The organism is Pseudolabrys sp. (genome assembly GCF_035943735.1).
GTDB lineage: Bacteria > Pseudomonadota > Alphaproteobacteria > Rhizobiales > Xanthobacteraceae > Pseudolabrys.
In genome coordinates this window covers 62,174-76,381 of sequence record NZ_DASZBV010000016.1, presented here as the reverse complement: position 1 = coordinate 76,381, position 14,208 = coordinate 62,174, and the positions used below count along the sequence as shown (strand labels likewise).

Genomic DNA, 14,208 nt, shown 5'->3' with positions numbered 1-14,208 from the left:
TTCGATCGCGGCCTCTGTTTGAATGTGAGCGGCGGTTACAGACGGACGCACGCGCCGCGACAGCAGCGCATTGCTCACTCGTCCAAAACGGTATTCAGATTTGCGGTAACCCGGTGCAGCAATCGGAACAAGGTGCGGCGGTCCTCCTGGTTCAGACCGGCATAGGCGATCGTGTTCGTGTCGATGGCGCAGGGCCATAGGCGGTCCCGCAGCGCCGCGCCGCGCGCGGTCGGATAGACGAGCACCTTGCGCTTGTCGGAAGGGTCGGCCGAACGCCGGATCAGCTTTTTGCGCAAGAGTGAAACGATGACCGCCGTCGACGAGGCGCGCTCGATCCCGATGCGCCGCGACAACTCGACCTGTGTCAGCCCTTCTTCGTCCCACAGCTGCCGCAGGTGCTGGAATTCGCTAAAACTGACGCGATGCGCCGCGAGCTTATGGCGCAGCACGCGATTGAACGCGTTGTCGGCGTTGCGCAGCAGCATACCGAGACCGACCTCGGGTGCGTCGTCGTTCGCGAAAGACCTCAGATCGCGCGCCGCAGCTTTGCTGCTGATTGTGCTCACAGGGAATCCGTTTCGTGCCGTCGTTGACGCGAGTGTATGGCCCCGTACCGCTTGACGCAAGTCGTATGGGGCCATACAGTTTGCGCCATCGTGGCAAAGAGGTGCGGGTCGATATGCCGGAAGTTTTGGTCTGCGCGCAGGGCGAGATCGCCGATGGCGCCGTGCGAATCGTGAATGCAGGGCGGCTGGAGATCGGCGTCATCCGTCGGGCGGACAAGTATTTCGCCTATCGCAATCTCTGCCCGCATCAGGGCGGCCCGGCCTGCGAGGGCTTGCGCATGCCGGGCGTGCGCTCGGTGATTGAGAACGGCATCTTCCTCGGGCAGACCTTCGACGAGGACGACATGCACATCGTCTGTCCCTGGCACGGTTACGAATTCCATCTTGCGGACGGCAGCAATGTCTGTGACCCCAATATCAAGCTGCAGCGCTTCGACGTCGTGCAGCGGGACGGGGCCGTCTATGTCGTCGTCTGAGTCCTCTCTGGCAGAAGCGAGCTTCACCTCGCTCGCCGGCGAACTGGCGGGGCGTATGGCGGAGGCGGTCGACGAGCGCACGCTCGAGCGCGTGCCGGACGAGGCCCTCGGTCAGATCTTCGGCAGCCTCATCCGCGTGTTCGCGGCCAAGGCGCAGGCGGGGCCGACGCCGCGGCCGTTCGCGCGCAACAGCGGCATCGCCATCACGGACGTGGCGATCTGCTGTACCGCGCTGATGGACAGCGTCGGTCTGTCGTCGTTCGAGCTCGGCGCCTGGCAGAATATGTCGGGTCTCGGCAAGCTCGACAGGGATACACAATAAGATTTTGCGGTGCGAGGAGCGATCGCGATGAATACGCATATGAAGCCCGGCGATGTGAAATACCGTGACCTCGCCAATGAGGAGTTCGATACCCGCGTGCTGTTGGCGCATGCCAAGGAGCAGGCGCTCGTGCGCAAGTACGAGGACTTCCTGATCGTCGATGTCGACTCGCATCATTATGAAACCGACGCCTTCAACGAGATCGCGAAGTACATCTCCGATCCGGTGATGCGGCACGAGGCTCTCTTCCAGGGCATGGCGCGCGGCGGCATCACTTCGGTCGACGGCTCCTATCAGGAACTCGCGGGCCGCATCACGCGGTATCCGAATCGGCGCAAGGAGAAGGTGCCGCCGGAGCCGCATCGCGATATCACGCTGATGCACCGCTGGATGGATCCGATGGGCGTCGACATCGCCGTCATGTTTCCGACGCCGATGCTTAATCTCGCGGTCTGTCCGCGCGTCGAGCTCGAAGTTGCGCTGGCCTTCGCCTATAACCGCTGGCTCTGCGAAACGGTGCTCGACAAGGACCCGCGCATCAAGTCGATGCTCTATCTACCGTTCAACGATCCGGCGGCCTGCCTGAAGGTGGTCGAGGAGTTTGGCGATCATCCTGGCTGCGTCGGCTTCATGGTGACCGCGACGCATTACAAGGGCGTCTACGACAACGCCTATGCGCCGGTCTATTCGGCGATGCAGGAGCGCAAGCTGCCGCTCGGCTTCCACGCGGTCTTCAGCTGGGGCGACCAGAGTCTGCGGCTGACCAATCGCTTCATCGGCGTGCACGCGCTCGGCTTCGCCTGGCACAACATGCTGCACCTCACCAACTGGGTGACCAACGGCATGCCGGAGCGTTTCCCGGGCCTGAAGACGGTCTGGATCGAGAGCGGGCTCGCTTGGGTGCCGTTCCTGATGCAGCGTCTCGATAACGAGTACATGATGCGACCGTCGGACTGCCCGGAGCTGAAGAAGAAGCCGAGCGACTACATGCGCGAGATGTTCTTCACCTCGCAGCCGATGGAGATGGTGGACAACAGGGCGGCGCTGGAAGTCACCTTCCAGATGATCAATGCCGAGACGCAGCTGCTCTATTCGTCCGACTATCCGCATTGGGACATGGACCTGCCGAGCACGATCTACGACCTGCCGTTCCTGAGCGAGACGGCCAAGCGCAACATCCTCGGCGGCAATGCGCAGCGGCTGTTCAATCTCAAGCCGGTCTATGCCGACTGGAAGCAGGAGCTCCGCGGCGCGAAGGGCGGAGTGGCGGCGACGGCCTGACCAACCGCCTTCGCCTTCAACCGTAACGGCGCAGCTTCGTCTCCGAGTGCGCCACGGCGTTCGTCGGCACCGCGATCTCACCCTGCATCAGACGGCGCGCCGTGCGGAAGAGCACGGCGCTGTCCGCGGTCCATTCATTACCGGCCTGCCGCACCACGGCCCCGACCGACACCAGCCCGGAGGGATTGGCGACGCGCACCTCGCCCGCCGCATTCGCCGGCCGCGACAGCCGGTTCGGAATCGTGCCGGGCACTTGCGTCGCAACGCCGAGGTTGAGGCCGCCGGTGCCGGGAATAGCGCGGTGCGCACGCTGCATCGACATCATGCGCGTGCCGATGTCGAAATCCTCGGCCTTGTATGCCTGTCCGTCGAGGCTGGCGAAGGCGGCGGGCTTGGCGACCATGGCCATGCGCGGCGTTTGCAGCCCGACCTGATCGGGCCGCGATGCCAGGCCCATCATGACGCCCGCGCAGCGGCGCAGCTTCTCCAGGGTGTCCATCACTTTCGGTTGCGCCTCGATCTGATCCGGCGACTCGCTGCCGATGAGGCCGAGGCTTGCCGCATCGACATAGGCGATCGGCGAGGTGGCATCGACGATCGAGATCTCGAAGTGGCCGTCGCCGCCGAGATCGACCATATCGACACTGTTGCCGGTCGGCAGCAGCCTGCCGGTGACGGCCCCGTCGGGCGACAGAAAATCGAGGCGGATGCGCGCCCCGGTGCCGGCGACCCCGGCGATGACGAAGTCGCCGTCCGTTTCCGCCTTGCCGTTCGCCACCAGGAAACGCGAGTGGATGATCTTCTTCGTATTCGTCTGATGGATGCGCACCAGTGTTTCGCCGTCGCGCGCGCGAATGAGCCCTTCGTCCACGGCAAAATGGCCGACCGCCGACGACAGGTTGCCGCAATTGTTGGTCCAGTCGGCGACCACCTCGTCCACCGCGAGTTGGATGAAGGTGTAGTCGACGTCGGCGTCGGGCCGCGTCGGCGGTCCGATAATCACCGCTTTCGACAACGATGAGATGCCGCCGCCCATGCCATTGAGCTGCCGCCCGTAGGGGTCGGGACTGCCGAGCGCGGCGAGCAGGATCGGATCGCAGGCCTCGCGCTCGGCCGGCAGGTCGCGGGCGTGAAAGAAGACGCCCTTGCTGGTGCCGCCGCGATAGAACACCGCCGGAATGAAGGTCTGGCCCATGCGATCCTCGTCGATTGTCTCGCACTTCTATATACACGGCCGCGTTGCCCGTGTCCGGCGCTTCCCGGTGCACGATTCACTGAAACGGAGCAGGGTCGTTCGATGAAGATTTCGGTTCTCGACGACTACCACGACACCGTGCGAACGCTGCCGTCCTTCGCCAAGGTGGCGGGGCGTGACGTCGAGATATGGAACGACCACACCGATGACGTTGAGGTCCTCGCCGAGCGGCTCGAGGACACCGACGCGTTGGTCCTCATCCGCGAGCGCACCCAGATCCGCAAGGCGCTGCTCGAGCGCCTGCCGAAACTCAAGCTGATCAGCCAGCGCAGCGTCTATCCGCATATCGACGTTGCCACGTGTACCGCGCTCGGCATCGTCGTGTCGTCGAGCCAGCATCCGGAGGTGCCGTCGGTGGCGACCGCCGAGCTCACCTGGGGATTGATCCTCGCCGCCATGCGCCAGATCCCGCAGCAGATGGCCTCGCTGCGTGCGGGGCGTTGGCAGTGCGGCGTCGGTTCGACGCTACGCGGGAAGACGCTCGGCATCTTCGGCTACGGCCGCATCGGCCGCGCGGTGGCCGACTACGGCCGCGCCTTCGGCATGGAGGTTCTGATCTGGGCGCGGCCGTCGTCGCTGGAGCGGGCGCGGGCGGACGGCTTCGCCACGGCGGCAAGCAAGGAGGCGTTCTTTGCAGACGCTGACGTGATTAGTCTGCACATGCGTCTCGTCGACGCCACGCGCGGCATCGTGACGCGAACTGATCTGGCGCGGATGAAGCCGACGGCGCTGATCGTCAACACCAGCCGCGCCGGATTGATCGCGCCGGCTGCGCTGGTCGATGCACTCAAAGCCGGCCGGCCCGGCATGGCCGCCATCGATGTATTCGAGGAAGAGCCGTTTACCGACACGAGGCATCCGCTGCTCAACATGTCGAACGTCGTGTGCACGCCGCACATAGGCTACGTTTCGCGCGAGCAGTTCGAGGTGCACTTCATCGACATCTTCGGTCAGATCGTCGCATGGGCCGACGGTCATCCGATCAACGTCGTCAACCCCGAGGTGCTCGTGTCGGCCAACCTGCGGAGCTAGAAGGCTTTCGCGCCGTCAGAAAAATTCGTACCGTCCATGGCGCGGCAAGCCATGGGCCTGAGAGCCCGGGGGCCCTAAACGGTCCGACACAGGCCTGCCGCATATGCAATAGGGGAGGTGATGCTCATGGCTTTTTCTCGTCGTACCTTTATTCGTCTGGCTTCCGGCGCCGCGATTCTGCCCGGACTGCCGCAACTTGCTTGGGCGGAGACATATCCGTCGCGGCCCGGCAAAATCGACGTCGGCTTCCCGCCCGGCACGTCGTCCGACATTATGGCGCGTCTGGTCGCGCAGTGGCTGACCGACTACTTCCATCAGCAGTTCGTGGTCGAGAACAAGCCGGGCGCTGGCACCAATATCGCCGCCGAAACCGTGGTGCACGCGCCGGCCGACGGCTACACGATCCTTTGGGTGACGCAGACCAATTCGATCAATTCGACGCTGTACAAGCATCTGCCATTCAATTTTGACCGGGACATCGAGCCCGTAGCCGGCGTCATCACGGTGCCGACGGTGATGATGGTCAATCCCAAGGTTCCGGCGAAGACCGTCCCCGAGTTCATTGCCTACGCCAAGGCCAATCCCGGCAAGATCAACATGTCATCGCCGGGCGTCGGCAGTATCAATCACGTGCTGGGCGAACTGTTCAATATGATGACCGGTGTGAAGCTCGTGCACGTGCCGTATCGTACCAGCCAATTCCCCGATCTCGTCAGCGGGCAGGTGCAGGTCACGTTCAATCCGTTGCCGTCCTCGCTCGGCTTCATCAAAAACGGACAGTTGCGCGCGCTGGCGGTGACTTCGAAGGAGCGGCAGGCCGTGTTGCCGAACGTGCCGACCATCGGTGAATCCGTGCCGGGCTACGAGGGCACGGCCTGGTTCGGCCTTGGTGTGCCGCAGAAGACGCCAAAGGATGTAGTCACGACGTTGAACAAGGCGATGAATGCCGGACTGGCCGACGCGAAGTTCAAGGCCAAGCTGATCGAATTGGGCGGTGTGCCGATGCCCGGGTCACCGCAAGAGTTCTCCAAGTTCATCCACGAAGAAAATGCCAAGTGGGCGAAGGTGGTGAAGTTCTCCGGCGCCAAGGTCGACTGACCGCAGGTGCCGCTGGTTTGACGATAAAAGGGCCGCCCCAACGGGGCGGCCCAGGTTTGTCCCGGGAGTGGAGCGCCCGTTGGCAAGGCGCTCGCGCTACGTTGTTCAGCGTTGTCCCCCGAAACGCACTGTAGCGGCGGAACGTCGCCGTCCGCTTGCGCGCGGCGCGTGAACTCGGCTCATTTTTGGACGGTGGTTTCTAAGCGAGACGCGCGCTACAGGGTCGTCAGCGTCCAGCTCACGACCTGCTTTGCCACGTCGTTGAAGGCGGCGTTAAGCGCCGCGACGGCATCGGCCGCGTCGGTGCTTTTGGCCGCCGCCGTGGCCGAAAACAGCTGCGCGCCCGCGACGCCCTTGTCGCTGACGAGCCGCGCGGTGATTTCGACGACAGCTTTGGGTGAGGGCTGCGGCTCCAGGTAAAAGCTGCGGATACCGAGTTCGAGCCGGTATTCCGCGGCGACCTGCTCAAGCGGGCGGCTGACCTCGCCGAGTTGGTGCGCATTCTCGAAGCTCTGCACGATGCGCGCTTGCACCAGCTTGGGCAGATTGTCGGCCCACTGCGCGTTATCGACGCTCGAATAGGTGCCGTTCGCGCCGCGCAGCAGAATCTTCTGGCTGTCAAACAGGATGATGGCGTTGGGGTCGGGCACCGCCACTTGCGCCTTAAGCGGCGTCGTGGAGGGGAAGTCCGTAACGGCCGTCAGATCGTAGATCGCCGGGCCCTTCTTCGGCGCGCCCGTGCCGGTCAGGTTTTCCAGACCGCCGAGCAGACCTTCGATCCGCTTCGAATTCTTGCCCAGCATATCGGCGAATTCGGAAATGCCGCCGATCGCCGTGTTCAGCGGCTTGGCGTTCTGATCGAGGATCGTGTCGAGGCGGTGCAGGGTGGCTTGCGCGGATTCCGTCAGGTTGCGGCCGACGTCGGCGCCGGCGACGAGCACGGGCGGCTTGCCGTTTTCACTCGTCACTTTCGGCGCGTCGGGCGCGCCGCCCCTGAGCGAGATCGTCGTCGCGCCGGTCAGCCCCTGGAAGGAGACGTCGACCTTGGTATCGGCGCGGATTGGCGTTCCCGGATCGACGGAGATGGTCGCCGTCACGCGCTTGGGGAACGCGGGATCCAGGTTGACCGCGGTCACGGCGCCGACGCGCACGCCGTTGAACAGCACGTTGGCGCCGAGGTTGAGCCCCGACACCGACGTTTCGAAGCGCAGGTCATAAATGGCGCGTTGGCCAAGGCCGCCGGTGTTCTTGATCCAGTAGACGAAGCCGAAGGCGGCCAGCAGGCAGGCCAGTGCGAAGGCGCCGATCAGAACGTAGCGGGCGCGGTATTCCATAAGGCCCCCTTGTGAGGCCTCCGGCCTCGGCGCGGTCAGCGACGGCTGAGCGCGATCGCCGCCTTTACCGGTTTCCCGCCGCCAGGCGAGTCGATGGTGACGTTCTGGCGACGGCCGCGCGTCACCAGCGAGAGATTAGCGGCAAAGGCTCCACTCTCGACGTGCACGGTGATCTGATCGCCGCCCGCAGTGCCGATGGCGTTGCCGCCGATGTTGCGCGTGCGTTCGGTCCACTGACCGCTGATGTGATTGCCGGCGTCGGCCGTGAACTGGCCGGTCAGGTCGAAATTGTAGCTGTCGCTGGCGCAACGCAGATCAACATCGACTTCGTGGCCGGTCGAGCCGCGCTGCCGATAGTTCGCGTTGCAGCGGATGCGTTCGGTGGTGCCGTTGCCTGGCTGGATGCTGCCGGTGCCGCCCCAGGAGCCCACGAGCGCCGCGAACGGGCCGCTCGCGGCCTGCGCGGGGCGCGGCAGCGCGCCAAAGCCGAGAGCGAAAAGGGAGCCGCCGAGCAATGCGGCAGTCGAGAACGATGCAAATCGGGTCATGGGGCGCTGCAAGGGCAATATCCCGTTCTTGTTCATGGTGACGCGAGCGAAGGGTGCCCGCCTTAACCGCGAACGGGGCGGTTCAGGTTCCATGGCAGGATGCGCGGGACCCATGACGGAATCAAGAAAGGTGTTTCCCCTAGTATCGGACGGTCAGCCCGCAGAGCCTTCGAGTTCCTCTCGCTGGATCTCCAGCGCCAGCCAATTCTCCTCGGCCGCCGCGATTTTCTGCTGGATATCACCGAGGGCCGCGGTCGTTTTTTCAAAGGCTGCGCGGTCCTTTACGTAGAGATCCGGATCATTCAGACGAACTTGAAGCGCGGCCGCTTCGTGTTGCAGTTTGGCGATCGTGCCGGGCAGCGTTTGCAGCGCATGCTTGTCCTTGAAGCTCAGGCGCTTCCGTGTCGCCGGCGCCGGCGTCGCGGCTGTCGACTTCTCGGCCTTGGGCGCCGCGGCAGGACGGGCTTCGCGCCGGAGGTCGGCACCGCGCTGCGCCAGCATGTCGGAATAGCCGCCGGCATACTCGATCCAGCGGCCGCCGCCTTCCGGCGCGATGACGCCGCTCACCAGCCGGTCGAGGAAGTCGCGATCGTGGCTGATGAGCAGCACGGTGCCGGGATAGTCGGCGAGCACGTCCTCGAGCACGTCGAGCGTTTCCATGTCGAGATCGTTGGTCGGCTCGTCGAGCACCAGCAGGTTCGACGGCTTGGCCATCACCTGCGCCAGCATCAGCCGGCCGCGTTCGCCGCCGGAGAGCTTCGACAGGGGTGTACGTGCTTGTTCGGGTGCGAACAGGAAGTCGCGCATGTAGCCGACGACGTGTTTGGGTGTGTTGTTGACCATGACGGTGTCGCCGGCGCCGCCGGTGAGGGCGTCGGCGACGGTGGTTTCGGGGTCGAGGCTGTCGCGGTGCTGGGTCAGCGTCGCGACCTGCAGATTGGCGCCGAGCCGCACGGTGCCGCTATCCGGCGCCAGCGCGCCGGTGAGCAGGCCGATCAAAGTCGTCTTGCCGGCGCCGTTGGGCCCGACAACACCGATACGGTCGCCGCGCTGAATGCGGATCGAAAAATCCGAAACGATCGGGCGATCGCCATAGGATTTGGCGATCGTGTCCGCTTCGATCACCAGCACGCCGGAGGGCGCGGCGCTGGCGGTGGTGATGGCGGCGTTGCCTGCGGCGCCGCGATGGCTTCGGCGCCGCTCGCGCAGCGCGGCAAGTTCGCCGACGCGACGCATGTTGCGCTTGCGCCGCGCAGTGACGCCGTAGCGCATCCAGTGCTCTTCGGCGACGATCTTGCGGTCGAGCTTGTGCTGCTCGCGCTCTTCCTCGGCCAGCAGCATGTCGCGCCATTCCTCGAAATGGGCAAAGCCGCGCTCGATCCGCCGCGTGACGCCGCGGTCCAGCCACACCGTCGAACGCGTGAGATTGGAGAGGAAGCGGCGGTCGTGGCTGATGATGACCATGGCGCTGCGGCTATTGCCGAGTTCGGTCTCCAGCCACTCGATGGTCGTCAGGTCGAGATGGTTCGTCGGCTCGTCGAGCAGCAAAATGTCGGGCGAGGGCGCCAGCACGCGCGCAAGCGACGCCCGCCGCGCCTCGCCGCCGGAGAGATGCGCCGGATCCTCGTCGCCGGAGAGGGCAAGCTGATCGAGCAGGTAGCGCGCCGTGTGCGGATCGTCGGTCGGCCGCAGGCCGGCCTCGACATAAGCGCGGACGGTGGTGAAGCCAGAGAAGTCGGGCTCCTGCGGCAGATACCGCACCAGCGCCCCCGGCTGCACAAACACCGTGCCGCGGTCTGGCTCGGTCGCGCCGGCGGCGATCCTCAGCAACGTCGATTTGCCCGAGCCGTTGCGGCCGACCAGCGACACCCGTTCGCCGGGCGAGACGGAGAGTTCGGCGCCCGCCAATAACGGCGTGCCGCCGAAGGTTAGGGCAATATCCTTGAGCTGCAGGAGAGGAGGGGCCATGGCGATCCGCTACAGGCGGATCGCCGCCGGGTCAAAGCCTGTTTAGTGGGGGAAGCCGAGATAGTCGGGTGTGATGCGCACATCGATGAAGACCCGCTTGCCGGCCTTCACGGCCTTAATGTCCTCACGCACCATGCCCACCAGGTCGGCGACGGAAGTTGGCCACCACCGCCGTGCAGGACACGCCGGTTCGGCCTCGTCGATCGGCCGGACGAGCGCGATGTCCTCGATGCGGACCCCGAGAGTCCCTTTGTTGGGCGTGAGCTTCATCTTTGAGCCCCCCTGGGGTGATTTGGGCCCTGGAACGCATTATATGAGCCCGGTTGGGCGGCAAAACCGCCTGAATCGCTCCTTCATCGGGCCTTGCAAACGTCACGTGCATCATGCATGACATCCCCGCGGCGGGCCCTGTATGGTCCGCCGCATCCGCTTCCGGAGGAGCGTAGCTCAATTGGTAGAGCGTCGGTCTCCAAAACCGAAGGTTGGGGGTTCGAGACCCTCCGCTCCTGCCAGGCGGAGATCCGGCACGAGGCCGGCTTTGGGCTGATCGCCTGAGCCCGGCGCGACTGGCTCGGCCTGGCCGGGATCACACTCGGGAAGCTTTCGGTTAACGTTTGGCTGCGACAGGACTGCTTTGGATGGCAACGTCTCCCTTTAAGTTCCTTCAGGAAGTGCGCGAGGAAACGCGCAAGGTGACGTGGCCGTCGCGCAAAGAGACGATGATCACTACCGCCATGGTTTTCGTGATGGTGGCGATCGCGTCGGTGTTCTTCCTGGTAGCCGACCAGATCATGCGTATCGCCGTCACCTTCGTGCTCGGCATCGGAAGCTGAGAATTTAAGGTTTTACGAGATGAGCGACACCGCCGCCGCAACGACGTCGACCCGGCCGAAACGCTGGTACATCGTGCACGCCTACTCGAACTTCGAGAAGAAGGTCGCCGAGTCCATTCGCGAGCAAGCCAAGCAGCGCAATCTCGATGACCACTTCGAGCAGGTGCTGGTGCCGACCGAGACGGTGGTCGAGGTGCGTCGCGGCCGCAAGGTCAATGCCGAGCGCAAGTTCTTCCCGGGCTACGTGCTGGTGAAGATGGACCTCACCGACGAGGTCTACCATCTCATCAAGAACACCCCGAAGGTCACCGGCTTCCTCGGCACCGACAACAAGCCGATGCCGATCTCGGAAGCGGAAGCCCAGCGCATCCTGCAGCAGGTGCAGGAGGGCGTGGAGCGTCCCAAGCCCTCGATCTCGTTCGAGGTCGGCGAGAACGTGCGTGTCTCCGACGGCCCCTTCGCCTCGTTCAATGGTGTGGTGGAAGAGGTCGACGAGGGCCGCTCGCGCGTGAAGGTCGCGGTGTCGATCTTCGGCCGCGCGACGCCGGTGGAACTGGAATTCGGCCAGGTCGAGAAGGTCTGACCGTGTAGCGAGGCGGGCGGGATCATCCCGGCCGCGACAGAGCCAGACGTGGGAGGTGAGGCGGCCGCCAACCGCCGAGATCCGCACCACTAACGGAGTGAGATATGGCGAAGAAAGTCACTGGATTCCTGAAACTGCAGGTGCCCGCGGGCGCCGCCAACCCGTCGCCGCCGATCGGCCCGGCGCTGGGCCAGCGTGGTCTCAACATCATGGAGTTCTGCAAGGCGTTCAACGCGCAGACCCAGAAGATGGAAAAGAACACGCCGATCCCGGTGGTCATCACGACCTACCAGGATCGCTCCTTTACCTTCGAACTGAAGACGCCGCCGGTGTCGTTCTTCCTCAAGAAGGCGGCCAAGATCGACAGCGGCTCGAAGACTCCGGGCATCGCCTCCGCTGGTTCGGTGACCAAGGCGCAGATCAAGGAGATCGCCGAGCAGAAGATGAAGGACCTCAACGCCAACGATATCGAAGCGGCCATGAAGATGATCGAGGGTTCCGCCCGCTCGATGGGCCTCGCGGTGAAGGAGTAATCGGTCATGGCAATCGGAAAGCGCACGAAGGCGATCCGTGAGGGCGTCGACCGCGAGAAGGCCTACTCCATCGCGGAAGCGGTCAAGCTGGTCAAGGAACGCGCCAAGGCGAAGTTCGACGAGACGATCGAGATCGCGATGAATCTCGGCGTCGATCCCAAGCACGCCGACCAGATGGTCCGCGGCGTCTGCAACCTGCCGAACGGCTCCGGCCGCACGGTCCGCGTCGGCGTGTTCGCGCGCGGCGCCAAGGCCGAGGAGGCGAAGGCCGCAGGGGCCGACGTCATCGGCGCCGAGGACCTGTTCGAGGTCGTCAACGGCGGCAAGGTCGACTTCGACCGCTGCATCGCCACGCCCGACATGATGCCGCTCGTCGGCCGTCTCGGTAAGGTGCTCGGGCCTCGCGGCATCATGCCGAACCCGAAGGTCGGCACGGTGACCATGGACGTCACCGGCGCGGTGAAGGCGGCCAAGGGCGGCGCCGTCGAGTTCCGCGTCGAGAAGGCGGGCATCATCCAGGCCGGCGTCGGCAAGGCGTCGTTCACGGAGGCCAAGCTCGTCGAGAACATCAAGGCGTTCGCCGACGCAGTGCAGAAGGCCAAGCCGGCCGGCGCCAAGGGGCACTACATCAACCGGGTGTCGGTCTCCTCGACCATGGGCCCGGGGGTGAAAGTCGACATCCCGAGCCTGTTCGGTACGCAAGCGTAGTTAGCGCCGACGCGATCCCACATCTGACGGCCGGCGCCACCCAGCGCCGGCCGTTTCTCGTTGCGGGCTTGCGCCGGGCGGCCGCTGATTTCCTCCTATTTCCCCTTGGCAAACCGACCAATAGGGGCTAGATGGGGTCTATCGGGCGTGCTGGCCCTAGTTTGTCAGCACGCCTTTGCGCGTCTCAGCAAAACAATGGTGATCGGAAGACTTTCCTTTTGGACATCCCGGCGGGACATCTGAAAGGGGGCTCCGAAGCTGTCGCAGAGTGTGAGCGTGCAAGGCCAAGCCCCTGAAAAGGCAAGGCCAACCTGTCCAAGACTGCCGGCGCCGAGGGCCTTCGAGCCTGACGCTTAATCCCATTCCGGGGGCCAGCATAGACGGGGTCGAGACCCAAGTTTGCGCAGCTCACAAGGCTGCGCCGGTTTGGTTCGAACCTCGGAGAGCCGTTCAAGGTCGCAAGACCAAAAACGGCGGGCAGGCTGAACGTCGTCCTGCTCAAGGTTCGCGTGAACTTCAAGCGGGACGGCAGTCGCAACCGGCGGCTCCCGCAACAGGACACGCGGACAAGCCGTCAAAACCGAAAGAGCTTGCAGTGGATCGAGCGGCCAAAGCGGAGTCCATCACTGAGCTGAGCGGCGTGTTCAAAGCCGCGCAGGTCGTGGTGGTTGCTCACTATGCCGGCCTCACCGTCGCGCAAATGCAGACTCTGCGTCAGCAGATGAAGCATGCGGGCGCACAGGTGAAGGTCGCCAAGAACCGTCTGGCCAAGATCGCGCTCAAGGACACCGACGCTGCCTCAATCGCGCCCCTGCTGAAGGGGCCGACCGTGCTCGCCTATTCGGGCGATCCGGTCGCGGCACCGAAGGTGGCCATCGATTTCGCCAAGGCGAACGAGCAGTTCGTCATCCTTGGCGGCTCGATGGGCAAAACGGCTCTGGATCCGAACGGCGTGAAGGCACTCGCCTCGCTGCCGTCTCTGGACGAACTGCGCGCCAAGATCGTCGGCCTCCTCGTGGCGCCGGCGACCAAGATCGCGCAGCTCACCAACGCTCCCGCGGCCAAGGTCGCGCGCGTGGTCCATGCCTATGCATCCAAGGGCGAAGCGGCCTGACGGCTCAACTCACACAATCTCTGGTTCGAACCTGATAGGAACTGACAATGGCTGATTTGCAGAAAATCGTCGACGATCTGTCGAAGCTGACCGTCCTCGAGGCGGCGGACCTCGCCAAGATGCTCGAAGAGAAGTGGGGCGTTTCGGCTGCTGCCGCGGTGGCGGTGGCGGCGGGCCCGGCGGGCGGCGGCGCCGCCGCTGCTGCTGAAGAGAAGACCGAGTTCACCGTTGTCCTGGCTGCGGCCGGCGACAAGAAGATCGAGGTGATCAAGGAAGTGCGTGCGCTCACCGGCCTCGGCCTCAAGGAGGCCAAGGACCTGGTCGAGGGCGCGCCCAAGACGGTCAAGGAAGGCGTTGCCAAGGACGAGGCCGAGAAGATCAAGGCCACGCTCGAAAAGGTCGGCGCCAAGGTTGAGCTTAAGTAAGCAGCGCTTATTTAAGCGGAATCCCCGGACGAGACCTGGGGATCGCGAACTGACTACCGGACCCCTCGGGCGCGCTCGCGCGCCCGGGGTTTTCGGCCAGATGGCGGCCTGATGAGGGCCTCAGGAAGCAAG

17 protein-coding genes and 1 tRNA gene are annotated in these 14,208 nt (G+C 64.5%); 12 read left to right on the top strand and 6 right to left on the bottom strand.

From position 1 onward, the window contains the following. Positions 1 to 74 precede the first annotated feature (74 nt). Positions 75 to 485: a MarR family winged helix-turn-helix transcriptional regulator gene (locus tag VGV41_RS08680; RefSeq protein ID WP_326863413.1), complete on the bottom strand. Its 411-nt coding sequence runs from the start codon at positions 483 to 485 to the stop codon at positions 75 to 77. A gap of 194 nt (positions 486 to 679) precedes the next feature. Here VGV41_RS08680 and VGV41_RS08675 point away from each other — a divergent pair, with 194 nt between their 5' ends. From VGV41_RS08675 to VGV41_RS08665, 3 genes are read left to right on the top strand one after another with little or no spacing between them, the layout of a single operon-like run. Beyond that, a complete protein-coding gene (locus VGV41_RS08675; protein ID WP_326863412.1) occupies positions 680 to 1,042 on the top strand; it encodes a Rieske (2Fe-2S) protein in 363 nt (120 codons plus the stop codon). Further along, on the top strand, positions 1,029 to 1,364 hold the full coding sequence (locus VGV41_RS08670; protein WP_326863411.1) for a hypothetical protein: 336 nt from the start codon (positions 1,029 to 1,031) through the stop codon (positions 1,362 to 1,364). The genes VGV41_RS08675 and VGV41_RS08670 overlap by 14 nt, the downstream gene beginning before the upstream one ends. Positions 1,365 to 1,391: 27 nt before the next feature. After that, positions 1,392 to 2,645, top strand: a complete 1,254-nt coding sequence (locus VGV41_RS08665) for an amidohydrolase family protein (RefSeq protein WP_326863410.1) — start codon at positions 1,392 to 1,394, stop codon at positions 2,643 to 2,645. A 16-nt stretch (positions 2,646 to 2,661) separates the two neighbouring features. Here the strand turns inward: VGV41_RS08665 and VGV41_RS08660 are convergent, their stop codons facing one another. Further along, positions 2,662 to 3,840, bottom strand: coding sequence for a 2-methylaconitate cis-trans isomerase PrpF family protein (locus VGV41_RS08660; protein WP_326863409.1), 1,179 nt, complete (start codon positions 3,838 to 3,840; stop codon positions 2,662 to 2,664). A gap of 102 nt (positions 3,841 to 3,942) precedes the next feature. On the opposite strand from VGV41_RS08660, the gene VGV41_RS08655 reads away from it, so the two are divergent. Beyond that, entirely contained in the window at positions 3,943 to 4,932 is a 990-nt protein-coding gene (locus VGV41_RS08655) for a D-2-hydroxyacid dehydrogenase family protein (protein WP_326863408.1), read from the top strand. Positions 4,933 to 5,058: 126 nt separating this feature from the next. Then, entirely contained in the window at positions 5,059 to 6,030 is a 972-nt protein-coding gene (locus VGV41_RS08650; protein WP_326863407.1) for a tripartite tricarboxylate transporter substrate binding protein, read from the top strand. A 215-nt stretch (positions 6,031 to 6,245) separates the two neighbouring features. Here VGV41_RS08650 and VGV41_RS08645 read toward each other — a convergent pair whose 3' ends face one another. From VGV41_RS08645 to VGV41_RS08630, 4 genes are all read right to left on the bottom strand, one after another. Then, positions 6,246 to 7,364, bottom strand: coding sequence for an ABC-type transport auxiliary lipoprotein family protein (locus VGV41_RS08645; RefSeq protein ID WP_326863406.1), 1,119 nt, complete (start codon positions 7,362 to 7,364; stop codon positions 6,246 to 6,248). Positions 7,365 to 7,399: 35 nt separating this feature from the next. Further along, positions 7,400 to 7,912 (bottom strand): hypothetical protein, encoded by a 513-nt coding sequence (locus VGV41_RS08640; protein ID WP_326863405.1) that lies wholly within the window; start codon positions 7,910 to 7,912, stop codon positions 7,400 to 7,402. Positions 7,913 to 8,065: 153 nt separating this feature from the next. Continuing rightward, a complete protein-coding gene (locus VGV41_RS08635; RefSeq protein ID WP_326863404.1) occupies positions 8,066 to 9,880 on the bottom strand; it encodes an ABC-F family ATP-binding cassette domain-containing protein in 1,815 nt (604 codons plus the stop codon). A 42-nt stretch (positions 9,881 to 9,922) separates the two neighbouring features. Further along, entirely contained in the window at positions 9,923 to 10,150 is a 228-nt protein-coding gene (locus VGV41_RS08630; protein WP_326863403.1) for a hypothetical protein, read from the bottom strand. 166 nt (positions 10,151 to 10,316) lie between these two features. Between VGV41_RS08630 and VGV41_RS08625 the strand changes: the two genes are divergently transcribed. The 7 genes from VGV41_RS08625 (at position 10,317) to rplL (ending at position 14,076) form a co-directional block, all read left to right on the top strand. Further along, positions 10,317 to 10,392: transfer RNA gene (locus VGV41_RS08625), tRNA-Trp, on the top strand. Positions 10,393 to 10,518: 126 nt separating this feature from the next. Then, complete coding sequence (gene secE, locus VGV41_RS08620; RefSeq protein ID WP_326863402.1) at positions 10,519 to 10,713, top strand: preprotein translocase subunit SecE; 195 nt, start codon at positions 10,519 to 10,521, stop codon at positions 10,711 to 10,713. 19 nt (positions 10,714 to 10,732) lie between these two features. After that, positions 10,733 to 11,296 (top strand): transcription termination/antitermination protein NusG, encoded by a 564-nt coding sequence (gene nusG / locus VGV41_RS08615; protein WP_326863401.1) that lies wholly within the window; start codon positions 10,733 to 10,735, stop codon positions 11,294 to 11,296. Between the two features lie 104 nt (positions 11,297 to 11,400). Further along, positions 11,401 to 11,829, top strand: a complete 429-nt coding sequence (gene rplK / locus VGV41_RS08610; protein WP_326863400.1) for a 50S ribosomal protein L11 — start codon at positions 11,401 to 11,403, stop codon at positions 11,827 to 11,829. Positions 11,830 to 11,835: 6 nt separating this feature from the next. Continuing rightward, the gene (gene rplA, locus VGV41_RS08605) at positions 11,836 to 12,537 is read left to right on the top strand and encodes a 50S ribosomal protein L1 (protein WP_326863399.1); all 702 of its coding nucleotides are present in this window, start codon (positions 11,836 to 11,838) and stop codon (positions 12,535 to 12,537) included. Between the two features lie 595 nt (positions 12,538 to 13,132). Then, positions 13,133 to 13,651 (top strand): 50S ribosomal protein L10, encoded by a 519-nt coding sequence (gene rplJ, locus VGV41_RS08600; RefSeq protein ID WP_326863398.1) that lies wholly within the window; start codon positions 13,133 to 13,135, stop codon positions 13,649 to 13,651. Between the two features lie 47 nt (positions 13,652 to 13,698). Then, positions 13,699 to 14,076 carry a 50S ribosomal protein L7/L12 gene (gene rplL / locus VGV41_RS08595; protein ID WP_326863397.1) on the top strand — a complete coding sequence of 126 codons (378 nt, stop codon included), beginning with the start codon at positions 13,699 to 13,701 and terminating at the stop codon, positions 14,074 to 14,076. Positions 14,077 to 14,208 lie beyond the last annotated feature (132 nt).

Coding starts and splice junctions, on each gene's coding strand:
- rplA (WP_326863399.1), top strand. CDS start 11,836: ATGGCAATCGGAAAGCGCACGAAGGCGATCCGTGAGGGCGTCGACCGC.
- VGV41_RS08660 (WP_326863409.1), bottom strand. CDS start 3,840: ATGGGCCAGACCTTCATTCCGGCGGTGTTCTATCGCGGCGGCACCAGC.
- VGV41_RS08645 (WP_326863406.1), bottom strand. CDS start 7,364: ATGGAATACCGCGCCCGCTACGTTCTGATCGGCGCCTTCGCACTGGCC.
- nusG (WP_326863401.1), top strand. CDS start 10,733: ATGAGCGACACCGCCGCCGCAACGACGTCGACCCGGCCGAAACGCTGG.
- VGV41_RS08665 (WP_326863410.1), top strand. CDS start 1,392: ATGAATACGCATATGAAGCCCGGCGATGTGAAATACCGTGACCTCGCC.
- rplK (WP_326863400.1), top strand. CDS start 11,401: ATGGCGAAGAAAGTCACTGGATTCCTGAAACTGCAGGTGCCCGCGGGC.
- VGV41_RS08650 (WP_326863407.1), top strand. CDS start 5,059: ATGGCTTTTTCTCGTCGTACCTTTATTCGTCTGGCTTCCGGCGCCGCG.
- VGV41_RS08670 (WP_326863411.1), top strand. CDS start 1,029: ATGTCGTCGTCTGAGTCCTCTCTGGCAGAAGCGAGCTTCACCTCGCTC.
- VGV41_RS08635 (WP_326863404.1), bottom strand. CDS start 9,880: ATGGCCCCTCCTCTCCTGCAGCTCAAGGATATTGCCCTAACCTTCGGC.
- VGV41_RS08655 (WP_326863408.1), top strand. CDS start 3,943: ATGAAGATTTCGGTTCTCGACGACTACCACGACACCGTGCGAACGCTG.
- rplL (WP_326863397.1), top strand. CDS start 13,699: ATGGCTGATTTGCAGAAAATCGTCGACGATCTGTCGAAGCTGACCGTC.
- VGV41_RS08675 (WP_326863412.1), top strand. CDS start 680: ATGCCGGAAGTTTTGGTCTGCGCGCAGGGCGAGATCGCCGATGGCGCC.
- VGV41_RS08640 (WP_326863405.1), bottom strand. CDS start 7,912: ATGACCCGATTTGCATCGTTCTCGACTGCCGCATTGCTCGGCGGCTCC.
- VGV41_RS08630 (WP_326863403.1), bottom strand. CDS start 10,150: ATGAAGCTCACGCCCAACAAAGGGACTCTCGGGGTCCGCATCGAGGAC.
- secE (WP_326863402.1), top strand. CDS start 10,519: ATGGCAACGTCTCCCTTTAAGTTCCTTCAGGAAGTGCGCGAGGAAACG.
- VGV41_RS08680 (WP_326863413.1), bottom strand. CDS start 485: ATGCTGCTGCGCAACGCCGACAACGCGTTCAATCGCGTGCTGCGCCAT.